Source organism: Pseudomonas sp. GL-B-19 (assembly GCF_019956415.1).
In the GTDB taxonomy this organism is placed as follows: domain Bacteria; phylum Pseudomonadota; class Gammaproteobacteria; order Pseudomonadales; family Pseudomonadaceae; genus Aquipseudomonas.
This window is the reverse complement of record NZ_JAHBDK010000020.1, coordinates 104,335-124,472: the sequence shown is the minus strand read 5'-3', so window position 1 is coordinate 124,472 and position 20,138 is coordinate 104,335. Positions and strand designations below refer to the sequence as shown.

19 protein-coding genes and 3 tRNA genes are annotated in these 20,138 nt (G+C 57.5%); 12 read left to right on the top strand and 10 right to left on the bottom strand.

All coding sequences use genetic code 11. The annotated features are described in order from the left end of the window. Positions 1-7: 7 nt before the first annotated feature. A complete protein-coding gene (locus KGB06_RS07235; protein WP_223513250.1) occupies positions 8-253 on the top strand; it encodes a hypothetical protein in 246 nt (81 codons plus the stop codon). After that, positions 250-975, top strand: coding sequence for a hypothetical protein (locus KGB06_RS07230; RefSeq protein ID WP_223513247.1), 726 nt, complete (start codon positions 250-252; stop codon positions 973-975). Before KGB06_RS07235 ends, KGB06_RS07230 begins: the two co-directional genes overlap by 4 nt. A 34-nt stretch (positions 976-1,009) precedes the next feature. Here the strand turns inward: KGB06_RS07230 and KGB06_RS07225 are convergent, their stop codons facing one another. Together KGB06_RS07225 and KGB06_RS07220 are read right to left on the bottom strand one after the other, a co-directional pair. Beyond that, complete coding sequence (locus KGB06_RS07225) at positions 1,010-1,531, bottom strand: hypothetical protein (protein WP_223513244.1); 522 nt, start codon at positions 1,529-1,531, stop codon at positions 1,010-1,012. A gap of 133 nt (positions 1,532-1,664) precedes the next feature. Further along, positions 1,665-2,918: an HNH endonuclease gene (locus KGB06_RS07220; RefSeq protein ID WP_223513242.1), complete on the bottom strand. Its 1,254-nt coding sequence runs from the start codon at positions 2,916-2,918 to the stop codon at positions 1,665-1,667. A gap of 142 nt (positions 2,919-3,060) precedes the next feature. Here KGB06_RS07220 and KGB06_RS07215 point away from each other — a divergent pair, with 142 nt between their 5' ends. Continuing rightward, positions 3,061-3,267 (top strand): DUF4224 domain-containing protein, encoded by a 207-nt coding sequence (locus tag KGB06_RS07215; RefSeq protein ID WP_223513240.1) that lies wholly within the window; start codon positions 3,061-3,063, stop codon positions 3,265-3,267. 1 nt (position 3,268) lies between these two features. Then, a complete protein-coding gene (locus tag KGB06_RS07210; RefSeq protein WP_223513874.1) occupies positions 3,269-4,300 on the top strand; it encodes a tyrosine-type recombinase/integrase in 1,032 nt (343 codons plus the stop codon). Between the two features lie 82 nt (positions 4,301-4,382). On the opposite strand, the gene KGB06_RS07205 is transcribed toward KGB06_RS07210, so the two are convergent. The 8 genes from KGB06_RS07205 to KGB06_RS07170 all read right to left on the bottom strand — a co-directional run bounded on the left by KGB06_RS07205 (position 4,383) and on the right by KGB06_RS07170 (position 9,315). Continuing rightward, positions 4,383-4,469 (bottom strand) — tRNA-Leu (locus tag KGB06_RS07205). A 196-nt stretch (positions 4,470-4,665) separates the two neighbouring features. Next, a tRNA-Cys gene (locus KGB06_RS07200) sits at positions 4,666-4,739 on the bottom strand. 45 nt (positions 4,740-4,784) lie between these two features. Further along, positions 4,785-4,860 (bottom strand) — tRNA-Gly (locus KGB06_RS07195). 63 nt (positions 4,861-4,923) lie between these two features. After that, on the bottom strand, positions 4,924-5,484 hold the full coding sequence (gene pgsA, locus KGB06_RS07190; protein ID WP_223513238.1) for a CDP-diacylglycerol--glycerol-3-phosphate 3-phosphatidyltransferase: 561 nt from the start codon (positions 5,482-5,484) through the stop codon (positions 4,924-4,926). Positions 5,485-5,517: 33 nt separating this feature from the next. Next, a complete protein-coding gene (uvrC, locus tag KGB06_RS07185) occupies positions 5,518-7,341 on the bottom strand; it encodes an excinuclease ABC subunit UvrC (RefSeq protein ID WP_223513236.1) in 1,824 nt (607 codons plus the stop codon). A 2-nt stretch (positions 7,342-7,343) separates the two neighbouring features. Continuing rightward, on the bottom strand, positions 7,344-7,985 hold the full coding sequence (uvrY, locus tag KGB06_RS07180) for a UvrY/SirA/GacA family response regulator transcription factor (protein ID WP_008015884.1): 642 nt from the start codon (positions 7,983-7,985) through the stop codon (positions 7,344-7,346). Positions 7,986-8,112: 127 nt separating this feature from the next. Beyond that, a complete protein-coding gene (locus KGB06_RS07175; protein ID WP_223513234.1) occupies positions 8,113-8,556 on the bottom strand; it encodes a GNAT family N-acetyltransferase in 444 nt (147 codons plus the stop codon). Next, positions 8,557-9,315 (bottom strand): carbon-nitrogen hydrolase family protein, encoded by a 759-nt coding sequence (locus KGB06_RS07170; protein ID WP_223513233.1) that lies wholly within the window; start codon positions 9,313-9,315, stop codon positions 8,557-8,559. Positions 9,316-9,941: 626 nt separating this feature from the next. Between KGB06_RS07170 and KGB06_RS07165 the strand changes: the two genes are divergently transcribed. The 8 genes from KGB06_RS07165 (at position 9,942) to KGB06_RS07130 (ending at position 19,887) form a co-directional block, all read left to right on the top strand. Further along, complete coding sequence (locus KGB06_RS07165; protein ID WP_223513232.1) at positions 9,942-11,021, top strand: 3-deoxy-7-phosphoheptulonate synthase; 1,080 nt, start codon at positions 9,942-9,944, stop codon at positions 11,019-11,021. Positions 11,022-11,379: 358 nt separating this feature from the next. Further along, complete coding sequence (locus KGB06_RS07160; RefSeq protein WP_223513230.1) at positions 11,380-12,261, top strand: lipase family alpha/beta hydrolase; 882 nt, start codon at positions 11,380-11,382, stop codon at positions 12,259-12,261. Positions 12,262-12,344: 83 nt separating this feature from the next. Next, the gene (locus KGB06_RS07155) at positions 12,345-12,626 is read left to right on the top strand and encodes a peptidylprolyl isomerase (protein ID WP_223513228.1); all 282 of its coding nucleotides are present in this window, start codon (positions 12,345-12,347) and stop codon (positions 12,624-12,626) included. A 136-nt stretch (positions 12,627-12,762) separates the two neighbouring features. Further along, entirely contained in the window at positions 12,763-14,631 is a 1,869-nt protein-coding gene (locus KGB06_RS07150; RefSeq protein ID WP_223513215.1) for an extracellular solute-binding protein, read from the top strand. Then, positions 14,631-15,692 (top strand): microcin C ABC transporter permease YejB, encoded by a 1,062-nt coding sequence (locus KGB06_RS07145; protein ID WP_223513213.1) that lies wholly within the window; start codon positions 14,631-14,633, stop codon positions 15,690-15,692. The genes KGB06_RS07150 and KGB06_RS07145 overlap by 1 nt, the downstream gene beginning before the upstream one ends. Then, positions 15,692-16,714: an ABC transporter permease gene (locus tag KGB06_RS07140; RefSeq protein ID WP_223513211.1), complete on the top strand. Its 1,023-nt coding sequence runs from the start codon at positions 15,692-15,694 to the stop codon at positions 16,712-16,714. Before KGB06_RS07145 ends, KGB06_RS07140 begins: the two co-directional genes overlap by 1 nt. A 14-nt stretch (positions 16,715-16,728) precedes the next feature. After that, the gene (locus KGB06_RS07135) at positions 16,729-18,303 is read left to right on the top strand and encodes an ABC transporter ATP-binding protein (protein WP_223513209.1); all 1,575 of its coding nucleotides are present in this window, start codon (positions 16,729-16,731) and stop codon (positions 18,301-18,303) included. Between the two features lie 168 nt (positions 18,304-18,471). Next, on the top strand, positions 18,472-19,887 hold the full coding sequence (locus KGB06_RS07130; RefSeq protein ID WP_223513199.1) for a sigma-54 interaction domain-containing protein: 1,416 nt from the start codon (positions 18,472-18,474) through the stop codon (positions 19,885-19,887). Positions 19,888-20,138 lie beyond the last annotated feature (251 nt).

The window sequence follows — 20,138 nt, the reverse complement described above, 5'->3', positions numbered from 1 at the left end:
ACACTCTATGAATATTTATCGGCATACGTTTGCTGCCATATGCCCGGCCGACAGCGAGACGATCATTTATCGACTGGAGATCCGGTCGCCGGTGATGATTCATGTCGAGCACATCAAGACGGCCACCGCGCTGATCAAGAAGGACTGGCACGAACAGATCGCTGATCGCTTGGCTGAATCCTTAGGCGGTGATCAAACAATCATCGCCACACACCAGGGCGTCGAGATCGAAACCGTGAGGCTAAGCGGATGATTGCGTACCACGGCACACCGGTCGGCGGCACTCGACAAGATGGCGCTCGCTTCCTTGCCGGTCGGCATGCACTGGTTCCGTTCCCGCGCCAAGACGACATTGGCATCGTTGCTGATGTTTGCCAGTCGTTTGTCTTCGACAATGGAGCCTTCTCGATCTGGAACAAGGGCGGAACCTTGGATGTCGACGGCTACACTCGCTGGGTCGAGCAGTGGCACCGGCACCCGGGCTTTGACTGGGCACTGATCCCTGATGTGATTGACGACAATGAGGCCGCAAACGATGCGCTCCTGTCAGCCTGGCCAAGTGAGTTGCGCGGCGTGCCCGTCTGGCATCTGCACGAATCGCTCGAGCGCCTTCAAAGACTCGCCGCAGACTGGCATACAGTCGCTATTGGCAGTTCCGGCCAATGGTCCAGTCCAGGCACCAACCCATGGTGGAAGCGCATCGGCGCAGCGATGGATGCCATCTGCGACGATCACGGCCGACCAATGTGCCGACTCCACGGCCTGCGCATGCTTGATCCTGCGATATTCCAGCTATTGCCGCTGGCCTCTGCCGACTCCACGAACGCTGCAGTGAACGGTGGTAGCATTAGTCGCTTCGGCATGTATGCACCACCGACTGCCGGCCAGCGCGCCAACGTCATTGCTGATCGGATCGAGTCGCACAACAGTTCACCGATCTGGCAGCGCGAAGCGCAGTCAGAAATGGCGATCTAACCCACCCTCACCTATGGCGCTGAACGCCAGCGACTTAAACCCGAGGCAGAGGTTTAACCAGGCTGGTTACGTGGTTCCTCATGCGCGTAACAAGGTACGACACGTAATATTTCTCGAAAGTTTGTTCAGGATCGGCTGGGCTTACCCACTGAAAGAACTCCAGGTGGTCTTGAAGTGTTGTCCCGAATATTTCGTTCAAAATTGCCTCACCCTCACAGTATGAGGAGGCTGAGAAATCGTCGAAGTTGTGCGCGACAAATTTGTTCCGAAGCCTGACCAGGCTTTTGTCCTGAACATAACTCATAAATTGCTTAACTTGCTCGCGTATATCCTCTGGAAAGCTACGTATCTCCTTGCCGTAGTTTTTATTGACGTCATGAAACTTGGTCATCGCAAGAATGGTTGAAATTTTGCACATCCGGATAATTCCTAGGAACTGCCCGGTTCCTGGATGAAAATCTGTCTGAGCAACATAGTCCCTCAGCACCTTTGGCGGTGTTACCAAATCATAAATCAAGTCATTCAACAGCCACGCAAGATGCTCTAACCGATCCATAACGCATTCCTATCTGGTCGCCGACTGAGCGACTTAACGCGAGCAATATACCTACGAGGTGACGCTGTGCCCATCACCTACGGAAGCATTTGCAGCGGCATCGAAGCCGCGACCGTGGTATGGCATCCACCGGCTAGCCTTTGAAAACGTGAGCCCTATGGTAACGAAGAAAAACCTGCTGCTCTCTGGTGAATGCCCCCACGTTGGTGACACCGCTCAGGCCCCACGAAGAGGTGACAACCTTAGCGCTCTGTTCAACTAATACGTCTCCGTTGTCCTCAAAGGAAATCCAGCCGCGATCGAAAAGTTTATCTACGTGGGGCGCCAACATCAGACCGTTATGACCATCAAGACGCTCGTTATTGTCGCCGCTCTTCCAAGGCTTGATATGACTGGCTACCAGGAATCGAGCATCGGCAATGCCAGTGAGCCTGCATGTTTTCTCGATCGACTGCACACGCAGGCGAAATAGCCCCTGTCCGACTCTAGCCTTAGTGAGTTGCTCTCGCTCAGTCGGGGATATGCTCTGGTCCAGTTCAATAGCTTTTTGCTGGACATCCTCAAGAGAACAGTCTTCAAGCTCCTGTATGCGATCGATAGAAACAGGGCTGGCCTGACGCGCAAGGTCGAGTACTAGTTCCCCAAGATCGACAGAAACACTTGCCAAATAACAACTTTGGTTACCGTTTCCGTTGCTCTGCAGGGGCGAGTTTTTGGGAGGGAGCAACGGAGCGATAGCAGCCAAGTGGAATTTCGGTGATATCGGCATGTCGAGTACCACCCACTCAACTGGTACAAGCCAGCCATCGGCTGACCAATGACCACCCGTCAAACCGAACTCCTCAGGCTTTGGCTGCTCTTGATGTTCAGCCGTTACTACACCGACTGCCCGAATCTCGGCTCCTGCGTAAGAAAATACAATGTCGCCAGGCCGCACTAAGGTGAGGTTCAGATAGGTCTGATTCCGAGCGCCATTGCTATTTGCTTTAGGTGACCAGACATAACCACCCTCGATCTCTGAACGGTAGGTTTGCTTGTGGTTTACCCACCAATATTGTACTGCCGCTTCACGACTAGACCTCTCTGATTGTTGGGAAGTCAACGGCAGCTTTTGCCCCTTGTAAAAAGCGACTCGCATTGCCCCATTATTCTTGGTGTTTGTACTGTCAGGCGGCAGCATTCTGATTTTGCCATTTTCGTCGAATCGCCCGTCCTCGATCAACGCAATCAACTCTTCAGCGGACGCAGGGATGAAATCCTTGTTGTGGGTTTCGAAGCTGTAGCTGAACTTTCCTTTCTGCTTCCTAACAGTGTGTTTGTAAGGATGGCAGTGAGTGCCGTCATCATTAACTCCCACTACATCTTCCAAAAACTCAAATCTACTCATTTAGTGTGGCCTCCCGGATCCAAGATTGCTCGAATGATGAAGCACGCCCCCTGAAATTGAAATCCGGCTCTACCAGTAAGATTCAACCCTCCTCCCCTTCAAAGTCAGCCGCTATAGCGGCAACGGAAAGGTATCGCAACTCATGAGCATCCAGTTTCTGTCCCACGAGGAGGTTTGCGAGCTCACCGGCGCGCGGACCAAGGCAGGTCAAATCCTCAATCTGAAAAAGAACGGCGTCAGACACACCATCAAGGTGAATGGCTGGCCAAGCGTGACGGCCATGGCCGTGACTGCGGTCGGTATGTTTGAAGCAGAAAAACCCGCATGGAAACCACGCAAGGCTGGCTGATATGGGACGAAGACCAAGTAAACCCGGCTCAATAGCCCGGCTGCGAGAACGCAAGAAAGCAAGCGGCCGGGTTTTCTATTACTACGAGATGGGCGGCAAGGACCGCAAAGAAATTGCACTGGGCAGCGATTACGGCCTGGCGATCATGGAGTACGCCAAACTGGAGCGCGACCGTACCGCGACAGACCTGGTCGCCAAGGTGATCACGTTTCGGTACGTGGCTGAGAAGTATATGCGCGACGTCGTGCCGTCGAAAAAACCAGCTACCCAGAAGGACAACATCCGCGAGCTGAAAAACCTGATGTCATTTTTCGACGATCCGCCGGCGCCCCTTGAGACAATCCAGCCGCTACACGTTCGACAGTATCTGACCTGGCGCAAGACGGCGCCTGTTCGGGCAAACCGCGAGAAGGCCTTGCTCAGTGCAATCTGGAACTTTGCGAGGGATGTTGGATACACAGCCTTGGCCAACCCATGCGCAGGGATCAAGGGCAACAAGGAGACAGGTCGGGACATCTACATTGAGGATGCATTGTTCAAGCGCGTGTACGAAAAAGCCGATGTCGGCCTTCGGGACGCGATGGACCTTGCTTATCTGACTGGCCAACGTGTGACCGATACCCGATTACTGGACGAGCGGGATGTCCGCGACGGTCAAATTTGGGTGCTGCAGGGCAAGACGAATGCAAAACGTCGGATCGAGATAACTGGTGAGCTGAAGGATTTGATCGATCGAATTATGTCCAGGAAGGCAGGACACAAGATCCGCTCGACGCGGATGATCGTTACGGAGGATGGCACACCGATGTCGGTGGCGATGTTGCGGGGAAGATTTGACTTGGCCAGAGAGGCGGCCGGTGTCGCGAAGTCCGAGTTTCAGATGCGTGATTTACGCGCTAAAGCTGGTACGGACAAAGCCGAATCAAGCGGGGACATCATGCAGGCGAGAGATCAACTTGGGCATACTACCGTCGTTATGACCGAGCAATACATCCGCAATCGGAAAGGAAAGAAAGTCTCGCCCACTAAGTGAATTGCGACCCAACCCTAATTTTGCGACCCAGAAACGAACAAGGGTTTGCATCAGCTTTCGCCCGCAAACCCTTGATTTTAAATGGTGCCCGAAGCCGGAATCGAACCGGCACGCCCTTACGAGCGGGGGATTTTAAGTCCCATGCGTCTACCAGTTTCGCCATTCGGGCGGTAGCGCGGTGAAGCAGTCTTAAAACTGACAGATGACAACCTGGCAGTTCTGACGCTTGTGCAGCAGAGGGGGAAATATATACACCCCGCCCCGGCGAAGCAAGTTCGCAGATGACCTTTTCAAGACAAAATCTTGCAGGGCTGCGGAAATAAAAAAAGCTCCGTAAATCATAGATCTACGGAGCTTGTTTATAGTGGAGGCCGAGGTCGGAATCGAACCGGCGTAGGTGGATTTGCAATCCACTGCATAACCATTTTGCTACTCGGCCTCAAACATTTGCTGTCAGTAGCACAACAACAAATGCGTACAAACTTGGAGCGGGAAACGAGACTCGAACTCGCGACCCCGACCTTGGCAAGGTCGTGCTCTACCAACTGAGCTATTCCCGCGTCTTGGTGTGGCGCATTCTATAGAATCCAGAAGCCCCGTCAACCCCTTGATTCAAAAAAGTTTTATTTCTTTTCAACGTCGGTCTTCAGATGCGGCCAGGCAGCCCGCAAGTACTGGACCATGGACCACAATGTCAGGCCCGCAGACACCAGCAGCAAGGCATAACCGATCAAGACCCAGAAGGAAAAGTCTGACGGATTGGCCAGCAGGATGACCAGTGCGAGCATTTGCGCGGCGGTTTTCCATTTGCCCAGGTTCGACACCGCCACATGAGCACGGGCGCCGAGTTCGGCCATCCATTCGCGCAATGCCGAAACGACAATTTCGCGACCGATGATGACAGCGGCCGGCAGCGTGAGCCACAGGTTGCCGTGTTCTTGCACCAGCAAGACCAGCGCGACGGCGACCATCAGCTTGTCCGCCACGGGATCGAGGAAAGCCCCGAACGGGGTACTTTGCTCCAGGCGTCGGGCCAGATAACCATCCAGCCAGTCTGTAGCGGCGGCAAATGCGAAGACCGAGGCAGACGCCAGGTAGCTCCAGTGGTAAGGCAGGTAGAACAATAAAATGAAGATCGGGATGAGCAGGACGCGTAGAACGGTAATCAGATTAGGGATATTCATCGGCACAACTGGCTACGAGGTGAGTTGGGCATTCTACTCGCTGTGCAGATTTGCATAAATCAACTCTGCGAGCTTTTTACTGATCCCGGGTGCTTTGGCGATCTCCTCGATGCTGGCACGAGACAGCTCCTGCAATCCACCAAAATGTTTTAATAAATCGCGACGCCGTGTCGGCCCCACGCCGGCCACACCTTCAAGCGTGGACGTGCGGCGGGTTTTCCCACGACGTGCGCGGTGCCCGGTAATCGCAAATCGGTGAGCTTCGTCGCGTATTTGCTGAATCAAATGTAGCGCAGGGGAATCGCCGCGCAAGGTGAACTCGTGGGCAGCATCGTTGAGGTACAAGGTTTCGAAACCGGCCTTTCGCGTCGCCCCTTTGGCCACGCCCAACAGAATCAAGTCGGGCACCGCCAGTTCATTGAGTACGTCACGCGCCATGGACAGCTGACCCTTGCCACCGTCCACCAGCAGAATATCCGGTAGCTTGCCCTCACCGTCCTTCAACTTGCTGAAGCGGCGGGTCAAGGCCTGATGCATTGCGGCGTAGTCATCCCCCGCCGTCACGCCTTCGATGTTGTAGCGGCGATAATCGGATTTGATCGGGCCTTCCGGGCCAAACACCACGCAAGACGCCACAGTGGCTTCGCCGCTGGAATGGCTGATGTCGTAGCACTCCAGACGCTGCGGCGGCTCGTCCAGGTTCAACACTTCTGCCAACGCATCGAAACGTGCCGCGACGTGCTGACGGTTCGCCAGACGCGCGCCCAAGGCCTGCTCGGCGTTGGTGACCGCCAATTGCTGCCAGCGCGCTCGCGTACCGCGTACCCGATGACTGATCGTCAGCTCGCGACCACGCAGGGCTTCGATGGCCTCGATCAGCGTCGGGAAATCTTCATGAACGACGTTGACTATCAGCTCGCTCGGCAAGTCGCGCTCGGGGCTGGTGATGAAGTATTGGCCGAGAAAGGCCGCCATGACTTCGGACACATCTTCGTCGATGCCGGTTTGCGGGAAGAAGTTCTTGCTGCCCAGCACCCGACCGCCGCGCACGCTGATCAAGTGAACGCAGGCACCGCCCGGATTGACGAAGGCGGCAATCACATCGATATCGCCGGTGCCACCTTCCATGCTTTGCTGGTCCTGGACTCGACGCAACAATGAAATCTGGTCGCGCAACTCGGCGGCGCGCTCGAATTCAAGATTGATCGCCGCCTCCTCCATGCCCGCGGACAACTCGTCCGTCAGCGCATTGCTGCGCCCCTCAAGGAACATCACCGAGTGTCGAACGTCTTCGGCGTACACCTCAGGCTCGACCAACCCCACACACGGTGCCTTGCAACGTTTGATCTGATATTGCAGGCAAGGTCGCGTGCGGTTCTTGTAATAGCTGTCTTCGCATTGACGGACAAAAAAGGTCTTTTGCAAAAGGCTCAGGCTTTCGCGAATCGCGCCGGCGCTCGGGTACGGGCCAAAATACTTGCCCTTGGCCTTCTTCGCACCGCGATGGATGCTCAAGCGAGGGAACTGGCCATCCGAGAGAAAAACGTAGGGGTACGATTTGTCATCGCGCAGCAGGATGTTATACGGCGGGCGCCATTCCTTGATCAGCGTCTGCTCAAGCAGCAGGGCTTCGGTTTCATTGGCGGTGATGGTGGTTTCGACTTGAGCGATGCGGGCCACCAGCGCCGCCGTCTTGGGCGACAGGCCGGATTTGCGGAAGTAGCTCGACAGACGATTTTTCAGGTTCTTGGCTTTGCCGACATACAACAGGCGCGCATCGCTATCGAACATGCGATACACACCGGGACGCCCACTGACCGTCGACAGAAAAGCGCTGGGATCGAAGACTTCAGTCATTGTCAGAGGCTGGCATCGACCATGCCGTGACGAACCGCCAACAGCGTCAGCTCGACATCACTGCTGATCGAAAGCTTCTCGAAAATGCGGTAACGGTAAGTGTTGACCGTTTTGGGCGACAGGCAAAGTTTGTCGGAAATAATCTGTACTTTCTGACAGCCGACAATCATCAGCGCGATCTGGATCTCGCGCTCGGACAACGCATCGAAGGGCGAATCGTTGGTCGGCTGGAAGGATTTGATCGCCAGTTGCTGGGCAATCTGCGGGCTGATGTAGCGTTGCCCGGCAAACACCAGGCGAATGGCCTGAACCATTTCCGGCAGCCCGGCGCCCTTGGTCAGGTAACCTGCGGCACCGGCCTGCAACAATCGCGTCGGAAACGGATCCTCCTCACACACGGTAACCGCGACGACTTTGATATCCGGGTGACTGCGCAACAGTTTGCGCGTGGCTTCAAGACCGCCGATCCCGGGCATCTTGACGTCCATCAACACCACATCGGGTTTCAGCTCACGCGCTTTCAGCAGGGATTCTTCCCCTGACTCAGCCTGGCCGACTACTTGTAGGCCATCGATGTCAGCCAGCATTCGTGTAATGCCTGTACGAACGAGATCATGGTCATCGACTACTAGCACCCTAATCAAGCAGACACCTCGCGATTTGGTCTTATTGGGTTGCCGGACACCTTAGCAAAAAGCAACTGGCAGACCTAGCGGCAAGCGTCATATAAAAAGTATCAATTCGTCTTGAAAGGCTTGTTGCAAGCGTGTTTCAGCGATGTACCCCACCGGCATCACGCTGCATTTTCAGGAAACACTCGTCTTTGCCGACCACCGTCAGCCCTTTTCTCTCGTAAAGATTTTTTGCCGGATTGTTTTCAAAAACGGTCAGGCGTAACGCCTGGCGACGTTCCTTGCACGCCAGTGCGAATACCTGATCGATCGCCCAGGAACCCGCGCCCTGCCCCTGGAACGCTTCGACAATGTGCAGCTCGCGGATGTACAAGGCGCTCGCATCGCGACTCAAGCTGACAAAACCCAGCAGCGCATCATCGCGCACAATCATGCGGTTCTCCCGCCCCGCCCACGCGATATCAAACGCCTCATCCAGCCAAAGCAGGTCGTGCTGAATGTAATAGCGCAGCATGTTGTCGCAGGTCAGCTTCCGGGCGAAGTCGAGATCCTGGGGTGTCGCCGGACGCCATTGGAAACCCATTCAAGCCACCGCAACGTCGACAACATGCCCGCGCCAGTCACCCGCTTCGCGGCGAGCCACTACCATCACATTCCCCGTACCGTTCGCCGCGGCAATGAGCGAACCATCTGACGCCCAGATAGCACTGCGCCCTGCTGACTCCCAACCTCCGGTTACTCCGCCGTGGTTGGCCATCAGCACCGCCATTGAATGAGTGCCAGCGTAGCCTTGCAGAAGCGCAGTGTCCGGGGCATAGCCGTTTTCCGTGATCAACACACCGGCGGCATACAGGTCGGCACCCTGCTCCGCCGCTGCGGCTGCGTGACTGGCGTGAGAAAAATCGGCACACACCGCTAGCGCGACGGCATCGGCACCGATCGTCAACATCGAACCACCTGCGCCCGGGGCAAACGCGACTTCCTCGCCCGGGTGCAGATGCTGCTTGCTGTAAACCCCGAGCGAACCATCTGCGCCGAACACCAATGCGCCAATCAGTACCGGCGATCCGTCCGACAGCCGAATCGGCATTCCGACGACGCTCGTCACACCGACTACCTGGGCGAAATCTCGCAACGGCCGCAACACTTCGGCATCCGGTGTGATTGCCAATTCGGCTGCCAATCCCCGCTCATACCCGGTCAGCGACAATTCTGGAAAGACCAGCAACTGAACACCCTGTTCCGCGGCAACCTGCATAAAACGCTGATGCCGGACAATGTTGGCGGCAAGATCACCCGCAACGGAAATCGATTGAGCGGCGGCTATGGTCAATGGCGTCATGATTCGTCCTTGTGACGTTAAAGGGTGGGCAAAACCCAAAGTGTGTCATAAAACGGCCGGCGCTCAAGCGATAGAAAACGCTGTCGGCCATCGATAGCATTTTCTGATTGAAACCGCGCACCGGCCTCGAGTAAGCTCGGCGCATCCATCGGAGACAGACCATGCTCAACGCCCTCTCACAGCTTCCAACTATCAGCGCCCTGCGCTCGGTGGCGGCTGCGCGGGCGAATGAAGTTTGCGCTCCGGTCAGCTTTTATTTTGGGTATTGGTTTAGCCACTGGCGCGCCTGATACCCACACGGCGCCCACTTTAAACGGGTCGCCGCCAGAGTTTTCCAAACCCCCGGTCGGCCTCCCGACCGGGGGTTTTGTTTTTTCAGCCCCGCACATTTTTGCGACACACCAGACACTTTGAGGATTCACGACATGAACTACGCCACTTATTACCGTTACGACAGTTTTACCGCCTGGCGATTTACCAGCCTCCGCTCGGGACAGCCTGCCGCCTCCGATCGGTCACCCACAGGTGGCATGCACACACACGCAGCCAATCCGGCCAATTGTCGAACACCCCAGTAGGGCCGAGCGCGCGGGAACGAACCCGCCGCCAGCCCAGGAATCCTTGATATGAACTCGTCCGTCTCTGCTCTGCCGCTGTCCACCTTGAGCCCTGCCAATGAAACGCTGACCCTGCGTCTGCCCAGCTCATTGCAACTCAAGCAGCAACTGCCCCTCAACAACGCCCTGACCCGGCAAGTCGCCGCTCACCGTGACGCCGTCCGTGCGATCCTCAACGGTGAAGACGCCCGTTTGCTGGTGATCGTCGGCCCTTGCTCAATTCATGACCCGCAGTCCGCCCTCGAATACGCGGCCAACCTTACCCGACTCGCCACCAACGTCAGTGATGAAATGCTGCTGGTCATGCGCGCCTACGTCGAAAAACCGCGCACCACTGTCGGCTGGAAAGGCCTGGCCTACGATCCGCATCTGGATGGCAGCGATGACATGGCCGGCGGCTTGACGCTGTCCCGCGAGCTGATGCGCGAAATGCTCCGCCTCGGCTTGCCGATTGCCACCGAACTGCTGCAACCCATGGCCGCCGGTTACTTTGATGACCTGCTGAGCTGGGTGGCGATTGGTGCCCGTACCACCGAATCGCAGATCCACCGGGAAATGGCCAGCGGCCTGGGCATGCCGGTCGGGTTCAAGAACGGCACCGATGGCGGCGTGACCGTTGCCAGCGACGCCATGCGCTCGGCTGCCCATCCCCATCGGCATTTCGGCGTCGACAGCCAGGGACATCCTGCGATCATCCAGACGCCGGGCAATCCCGATACGCACCTGGTGTTGCGCGGCGGACACCGTGGACCGAACTACGACCGTGACAGCGTCGCCCAAGTGAATCGCGATTTGACCCGACTGAAGATCCCGGCGCGGATCATGGTCGACTGCAGCCACGCCAATAGCGGCAAAGACCCGGCACGGCAACCCGCGGTGTTCAACGACGTGCTCGAACAACGCCTGCAAGGCGACCGTTCGCTGATCGGCATGATGATCGAGAGCCATTTGTTCGAAGGTTGCCAGCCCTTGAGTCCACCCCTGCGCTATGGCGTCTCGGTCACGGATGGCTGCCTTGGCTGGGACGGCACAGAGCAGCTGTTGCGCCAGGCCGCCGACCGGCTTCGAGCGCAGCGCGGGAATCAATAAACAAGGCGAAGCAGTTTTCGGAGTAACGCAATTTCTGTAGCAGCTGGCGAAGCCTGCGTCCGGCTGCTACGGATCGCGTGATGGCTTAACTGATCGGTATCCCCCTTCCAGCCGGAAGAGGACATGACTGACAGGTAAAGGTGTTTCCTGAGTAGGCCATCGCAAGAAAACGCACAGTTACAGATCAAAAGATGTCGAAACATTCCGAACGAGACCTCAACCACATTCGAAATTTCCTACGTTTTCTATACCTTTTTCAGCAGGTTACAGCGGATTCCTCATACACCGCCGAAGCGCTGGGGTGCTTTAGAGTGAGCCCATCTGCACACCTCTGAACGACCGCGAAAAAGGAATGAACATGCTACGGAATGCAACCACCCAGTACCCTATCCTGCTGATCCACGGCCTCTTTGGCTTCGATCGCATCGGCACAACCGAATTCTTCCATAACGTCAAGCAGTCCCTGCGAGGTGCGGGGGCCAGAGTGTTCATCCCGCACCTGTCAGCTACCCATAGCAACGAAGCACGTGGCGACCAACTGCTGGCACAGATCGACCGGGTGCTGGAAGGAACCGGCGCCAGCAAGGTCAACTTGATCGGCCACAGCCAAGGGGCATTGGCCGCACGTTATGCGGCGGCGATGGCCCCCCATGCCATTGCGTCCGTGACCTCCGTCAGCGGCCCGAACCACGGTTCGGAACTGGCCGATTTCCTGCGCAAGGCACTGACGCCCGGCCGACTTCCGGAACATGTCGCCGCGACGGTGGCGACGCTGTACGCCGATTTTGTGTCGTTGCTCAGCGGCAACGCTCACCTGCCGCAGAACGCTGTCGCCGCGCTCAATGCGCTGACCACCGAAGGCGTCGGCGCTTTCAACGATAAGTATCCTCAAGGGTTACCAAAGACCTGGGGTGGCAAGGGCCGCGAACTGGTTAACGGCGTGCGTTATTACTCCTGGAGCGGCACGTTACAGGGAACCCTTCTCGACGAAGGGCTCAATGCGCTCGACCCGCTGCACGGGTTCCTTCGCGCTTTTTCCCATTATTTCACCACGGAAGCGGAGCAAAATGACGGCATGGTCGGCCGTTACAGCTCACATTTGGGCAAAGTCATCCGCTCCGACTATCCGCTGGATCATCTGAGCAGCCTTGGCCATTCAGATGGCCATAGCCGCAAAGCCATCGATCCCGTTGCGTTGTATGTGCAGCATGCCGAGCGCCTGAAAAACGCCGGCCTGTAATCTGTCCGGAACTTTTGACGAGAAATAGGCCACTGAATCCGGTAGGCTCCGCACTTTATTGAATATCGAAAGGAGTATTTCCCATGGCTAAAGCCACTGCCCGTCACATCCTGGTTGCCTCGGAAGCCAAGTGCAACGAACTGAAAGCCAAGATTGAAGGCGGCGCTGATTTCGCCGAAATCGCCAAAGCCAATTCCACTTGCCCGTCCAGCCGTCAAGGTGGCGACCTGGGTTCGTTCGGTCCTGGCCAGATGGTCAAGGAATTCGACGCCGTGGTGTTCAGCGCTCCACTCAACGTCGTACAAGGCCCGGTGAAAACCCAGTTCGGTTATCACTTGCTGGAAGTGACCAGTCGTCAGGACTGATCGATCCGCCAGGCTTTACGCATAACGGCCCGCCTTTTGGTGGGCCGTTGTGTTTCAGATACGTTTTTAGGCTGGCGAGGGACGCGCCGCTAGCGTACAAATTGTGGTTTTCGATCCTCCGGCTCTAAGGCTGACAATGCGACTGGCTTTCCCCACTTTATTGTTCACTGCCGTGGTGCTGTTATTGGGCGCCGCCGGTGTGGATGCAGCACCGCAACATGCGTTGACCGTGTACGGTGAACCCGCGAAATATCCCGCCGGTTTCAGTCATTTTGCTTACACCAATCCGCAGGCCCCCAAGGGCGGCACGATGCGTCGCTCGGCGATCGAAATCGGGCATTTCGACCATATCCTGCCGTACATCGACAAGGGTATTGGCGTCACCCAAATCGACGGTTTGCTTTACTCGCCGCTGGCCCAGCGCTCGCTGGATGAGCCCTATACCGTGTACGGCCTCGTAGCACAAAAGATGGAGCGCCCGGACGATGGTCTGTTCCTGCGCTTCTATCTCAACCCCAAGGCGCGCTTTGCAGACGGCAAACCGATCACGGCAGAAGACGTGCGCTACACCTTCAACCTGTTGATGACCCAGGGCAGCCTGCGCTATCGCACCCAATTCGCTGACGTCAAAGGCGTGGAAGTTGAATCGCCTCTGACCGTCCGGTTCGATTTCAAAAGTAACGAAAACCGTACCCTGCCCCTCGACATCGCAACGCTGCCGGTGTTTCCCGAACATTGGTGGAAGACCCGCGACTTCGCCAACGGTGGCGGGTACGAGGCGCCTTTGGGCAGCGGCCCTTATAAGGTGGGCAAAGTCGACTCCGGTCGCAGCATCACGTTCGAGCGCGACGCCAATTGGTGGGGCAAGGATTTACCCGTCAGCCGCGGCCTCTATAACTTCGATCGCTTCAGCATCGAATACTTCGGTGACACCGACGTCGCGCGCCAGGTGCTACGGGGTGGGGCCTATGACTACAACCGCGAATTCTCCGCCACCGGCTTTTCCATCGGCTATGACAGCCCTGCCCTGAGCGACGGGCGCCTGCAAAAGGCTCACCTGGCTACCGATGCGCCGCAGCCGGCGCAGGGATTTGTCTTCAATCTGCAGAACCCGATTTTCCAGGACCGCCGGGTGCGCCAGGCACTGGCCATGCTCTGGGATTTCGAATGGAGCAACCGGCAGATGATGCGCGACATGTACATCCGCCAGCAGAGCTACTTCTCCAACACTGACCTGGCTGCGCGGCAACTGCCCAATGCAGCGGAACTGGCCATTCTTGAGCCGTTACGCGGGCAGATCCCCGATGAGGTGTTCACCCAGGTCTTCGAAGCAGCGAAAACCGATGGCAGCGGTGTGATTCGCGATAAGCAATTGCAAGCGCTGGACCTGCTCGAACAGGCCGGCTGGAAACCTGATGGCGATCAATTGGTCAACGCCGATGGCAAGCCGCTGAGCTTTACCTTCCTGGTCAGCCAGAACGGCATGGACCGATTGCTGTTGCCTTACAAGCGCACCCTGAAACAGATCGGCATAGACATGAACATCCGCCGTATCGATTCATCGCAGTACGTGAATCGCCTGATGAGCCGCGATTACGACATGATCGTCACCGGGTACCCGGTCACCACCTCACCGGGGGGTGAACTGTTCAATTACTTCGGCTCGATCTCGGCCAACGATCCCGGCGCCAATAACTACATGGTGCTGAAGAACCCGGCAGTCGACACACTGATCACCGGACTGGTCCACGCCACCACCCAGCCCGAGATGCTGCGTTACGCCCACGCGCTCGACCGGGTGCTGCAATGGAACTACTACTGGATTCCCAACTATTACCCGCCGGGCACATCGACCGTCTGGTGGAACCGGTTCGGCCGGCCCAACGAGCAGGCCAGCAATGACGAAGCCATTGAGAGCTGGTGGGAAATAAGCACCACGCCGCTGACCAACCAGCAAATGACCGCCGAGCAAATCAGCCGTGGCAAACCCGGAGGGCCGCACTGATGTGGGCTTACATACTGCGGCGTTTGCTGCTGATCATTCCGACGCTGGTGATCATTCTGTTGGTCAACTTCGTCATCGTCCAGGCGGCACCGGGCGGTCCGGTGGAACAGGCCATTGCGCACCTGCAAGGCATCGGCGGCGCGGCAGTCGGTGGCGGATCCGGCGAAACCATGTCCGGCACCTCGCGCGCCAGCCGGGGCCTCGACCCGCAGCTGATCAAGGACATTGAAAAACAATACGGTTTTGACAAACCCGCGCATGAACGCCTGTGGCTGATGCTCACCAGTTACGCCCGGCTGGACTTCGGCAAGAGCTTCTTCCGTGGCGCCACGGTCACCGACCTGATCCTGGAAAAAATGCCGGTGACCATTTCCCTCGGGCTTTGGGCGACGCTGATCACCTATCTGGTGTCGATCCCCCTGGGTATTCGCAAGGCCGTGCACCACGGCAGCCATTTCGATATCTGGAGCAGCACCGCGATCATTATCGGCTACGCCATGCCGGCGTTCCTGTTCGCCATGTTCCTGATCGTGGTGTTCGCCGGCGGCACCTCATTGAACTGGTTCCCGGTGCGCGGGCTGGTCTCGGACGACTTCGAGTCGCTGTCGACCGTGGGCAAAGTCGCCGACTACTTCTGGCACCTGGTGCTGCCAGTGACGTCGCTGGTGATCGGCGGTTTCGCAACCCTGACCATCCTCACCAAAAACTCGTTCCTCAATGAAATCACCCGCCAGTACGTCATCACCGCACGCGCCAAAGGCATGAGTGAACGTCGGGTGCTGTACGGGCACGTATTCCGCAATGCAATGCTGCTGGTGGTGTCGGGCATTCCGCAGGCGTTCATCAGCGTGTTTTTCGCCGGCTCCTTGCTGATCGAGGTGATTTTCTCCCTTGATGGCCTGGGCCGCATGAGTTATGAAGCCGCCGTCTCGCGTGACTATCCAGTAGTGTTTGGCTCACTGTTTATCTTCACGCTGTTTGGCCTCCTGATAAAACTGGTCGGCGACCTCTGCTACACCCTGGTCGACCCGCGTATCGACTTCGCCGCGAGGAATGCCTGATGTTCAAGCTCTCGCCGTTGGGCCGTCGCCGTTTTGAACGTTTCAAGAAAAATCGCCGGGGTTGGTGGTCGCTGTGGTTGTTCATTGGTCTGTTTGTGCTGACCTTGGGCGGCGAGTTGATCGCCAACGACAAGCCGCTGGTGGTCAGCTATCAGGGGCAATGGTATTTCCCGGTGTTCAAGCGCCACACTGAGCAGACGTTCGGCGGGCAACTGCCGTTTCAGGCGGATTACCGCAGCGACTACGTGCAGAAACTGATCAAAAAGGACGGCGGCTGGATGCTGTTCCCGCCGATCCCCTTCAGTGACGACACACCCAATTACGACCTCAACAAACCGGCGCCGAGTCCGCCCTCGAATGTGAACTGGCTGGGCACCGACGATCAGGCCCGGGATGTATTGGCCCGAGTGATTTTCGGCGCCCGAGTGTCGATCCTGTTTGCGTTGATGCTGACCTTCGTCAGCGCCCTGATCGGCATTGCCGCCGGCGCCCTTCAAGGCTATTACGGCGGCTGGGTCGACCTGATCGGCCAGCGCTTGCTGGAAGTCTGGTCCGGGCTGCCGGTGCTGTACCTGCTGATCATTCTCTCGGGGTTCGTCGAGCCGAATTTCTGGTGGTTGCTGGGGATCATGGCGCTATTTACCTGGCTCGCGCTGGTCGACGTGGTGCGCGCCGAGTTCCTGCGCGGACGCAACCTGGAATACGTCAAAGCCGCCCGGGCGCTGGGCCTGACGGATCGCAAAGTGATCGTGCGGCACATTCTGCCCAACGCCATGAACGCGACCCTGAGTTACCTGCCGTTCATTCTCACCGGGGCGATTTCGACCCTGACAGCACTGGACTTCCTCGGTTTCGGCATGCCGGCCGGCAGCGCATCCCTCGGCGAATTGATCGGTCAGGGCAAGCAGAACCTGCAAGCGCCTTGGTTAGGGCTGACAGCGTTTTTCACCTTGGCACTGATTCTTTCTTTACTGGTGTTTATCGGCGAGGCATTACGTGATGCTTTCGATCCAAGATCCTGAAGCGGACTGTTGATATGAGTACCCCCTTGATCGAAATCCGAGACCTCAGCGTCGCCTTCAATGGCGAAACCGTGGTGCGCAATCTGTGCCTGAACATCCACCCCGGCGAATGCCTGGCACTGGTCGGAGAGTCGGGGTCCGGGAAATCGGTGACGGCGCATTCGATCCTGCAATTGCTGCCCGAAACCGGCACAGAATCCACCGGCAGCATCCGTTATCGCGGCAAGGAACTGCTCGGCGCCCCGGCCAAAGTGCTGCGTGAATTGCGCGGCAACCGGATCGCGATGATTTTTCAGGAGCCGATGACCTCGCTCAATCCGCTGCACAGCATCGAAAAACAGATCGGTGAAACCCTGCTGCTGCACAAAGGCCTGACCGGCAAAGCGGCACAAGCGCGGATCCTTGAGTTGTTACACCTGGTCGGCATCCAGAAGCCCAAGGAGCGGCTCAAGGCTTATCCGCATCAACTCTCGGGCGGCCAACGTCAGCGGGTAATGATCGCAATGGCCCTGGCCTGCGAGCCTGAGTTGTTGATCGCTGACGAACCGACCACGGCGTTGGACGTGACGGTGCAACGCAAGATTCTGATCCTGCTCAAATCGCTGCAACAACGGCTCGGCATGTCACTGTTGCTGATCAGCCATGACCTCAACCTGGTGCGCAGCATTGCCCAGCGTGTCTGCGTGATGAAGGATGGGGAAATCGTCGAACAGGCCACTTGCGAAACGATTTTCACCGAGCCGAAGCACCCCTACAGTTGCGTGCTGTTGAATGCCGAACCGGAGGGCGAAGCCCTGCCCCGCGACGAGCGCGAGAACGTGCTGGAAGTGGACAATCTGCGCGTGCAATTTCCCCTCGGCGGCGGCTTGTTTCAGCGCAAGACGTACCTCACCGCAGTGGATGGCATCAGCCTCAATATTCAGCGTGGCAAGACACTGGGCATCGTCGGTGAGTCCGGCTCGGGCAAGTCGACGCTCGGGCAGGCGATCCTGCGGCTGCTCGATTCCCAAGGCAGCATCCGCTTTCAGGGCGTGGAGCTGGATGGCCTGACGCAAAAGCAACTGCGGCCATGGCGCAAGAAAATGCAGGTAGTGTTCCAGGACCCTTATGGCAGTCTCAGCCCACGGATGTCAGTGGCACAGATCATCAGCGAAGGCCTTGAGGTGCACAGCCAGTTGACCGATGAACAGTGCAAGGCCGAAGTGATTCGGGCACTGGAAGAAGTCGGCCTCGACCCGCAAAGCCGTCATCGCTACCCGCACGAATTCTCCGGCGGCCAACGTCAGCGAATCGCCATCGCCCGGGCACTGGTGCTGAAACCGGCGCTGATCCTGTTGGACGAGCCGACCTCGGCGCTAGACCGCACCGTGCAAAAACAAGTGGTCGCCCTGCTCCGCCAGCTTCAGGAAAAACACGGCCTGACGTATTTGTTCATCAGCCATGACTTGGCGGTGGTACGCGCCTTGGCCCACGACATGATCGTGATCAAGGATGGCAAAGTGGTGGAAAGCGGTGCCAGCCATGACGTGTTTGATTCGCCGCAGCACCCGTACACCAAAGAGCTGTTGGCGGCGGCGCATCCGCGGTAGGCATAATTTCAACAGGCAGTTAGACCGAGTCGCCCATATCGCGAGCAAGCTCGGCTCCCACAGGTTCTGCTGTGTTCACAAATAGAGTGGTCACACAACGGAACTGTGGGAGCCGGGCTTGCCCGCGATGAGGCCCGCCCAGTCACCACACATTCTGGATAAGAACTCATGAACACCACTGAAAGCCTCAAGGATTACCAACGGGTCCGCCTGCTGGCGATCCGTTCGCTGTTCGAGATCATCGAGCAGTCCAGCGAAGGCACGGTGATTGTCGACCGCGATGCGAACATCGTCTGGATGAACGAACGATATGCCCGGCGTTTCGGTCTGGAGTCGGCAGAAGGTGCTATCGGCAAGTCCTGCGAAAGCGTGATCCCCGGCAGTCTGTTGCGTGAGGTAGTACGCACCGGGCGCCCGATTTTGCTGGACATGCAGGACACACCCAAAGAGCCGCTGGTGGTCATGCGCCTGCCGATCCATGACGATGCAGGCGTAGTGATCGGCGCCATTGGTTTTGCGCTGTTCGACGAATTGCGTAGCCTGTCGCCGATGCTCAAGCGCTACATGAGCATGCAGGAAGAACTGGCGTCCACCCGTTCGCTGCTGCGGGCGCGGCAAACCAAGTACAACTTCGCCCATTTCATTGGCACCAGCGCCGCCAGCCTTGAAGTCAAACGTCGCGCCCGACGTAGCGCCAGCGCCGAGTCGCCAGTGTTGTTGCTCGGCGAAACCGGCACCGGCAAGGAACTGCTGGCCCAGGCGATCCATAGCGCTTCGCCACGTGCGCACAAAGCCTTCGTCAGCATCAACAGCGCGGCGATTCCCGAATCGCTACTGGAAGCGGAATTCTTTGGCACCGCCCCCGGCGCGTTTACCGGCGCCGACCGCAAGGGCCGCGCCGGCAAGTTGCAGATCGCCCAGGGCGGCACGTTGTTTCTCGATGAAATCGGCGACATGCCGCTGCCGCTGCAAAGCAAACTGCTACGGGTTTTGCAGGAAAAGGAATTCGAGCCGGTTGGTTCCAACGAAGTGATCCAGAGCGATGTGCGGGTGATTGCCGCAACGTCCACCGATCTTGAGGCGGCGATCAAACGCGGTGAGTTTCGCGCGGATTTGTATTACCGCCTCAACGTGCTGCCGATCCACGTGCCGCCCCTTCGCGATCGTCTCGACGATATCCCGGCGCTCAGCGAAGCGATCCTTGAGGAATTGCGCAGTCAGCATGAACTGAACCGCGAGGCGCTGGCGTTGTTGAGCCAGCACGCATGGCCGGGGAACATTCGCGAACTGCGCAACGTCCTGGAGCGGGCAGCGTTACTCAGTGATGATCTGGTGCTGGATGCGGCGCAGATTCGTGCGGCGATTGGCACCTTCACGCCAGTGGAGCGCTCGACACCGCTGATGATTGAGCCGGTTGCACATGAGACGTTTAGTGAAGCTCGGGCGCGGTTTGACCGGCAGCTAATTGAATCCGCCCTGGCGCAATGCGGGGGCAAGGTGACTGAAGCGGCTGCACAACTGGGGTTGGGGCGGTCGACTTTGTACAAAAAGATGGTGGCGTTGGGGATTGCAGAGTCTCCATAAAGAGACACAAATCTCCATTGTTAGACAGGCCATCGCGGGCAAGCCCGCTCCCACAGTGGACCGCATTTTCATGGGTGACTCGGTCAAACTGTGGGAGCGAGCCTGCTCGCGATGAGGCCATCACTGCCGAACAAGTCTCAAATCAGAGATTTGCATCTCGAAAACCCATCAAAAACAAAACAAATATCCTTATATTTCAATGACCTAAGTGTCTGGCACGAATCTCGCTAAAGCCCTCTCCCACAAAAGAC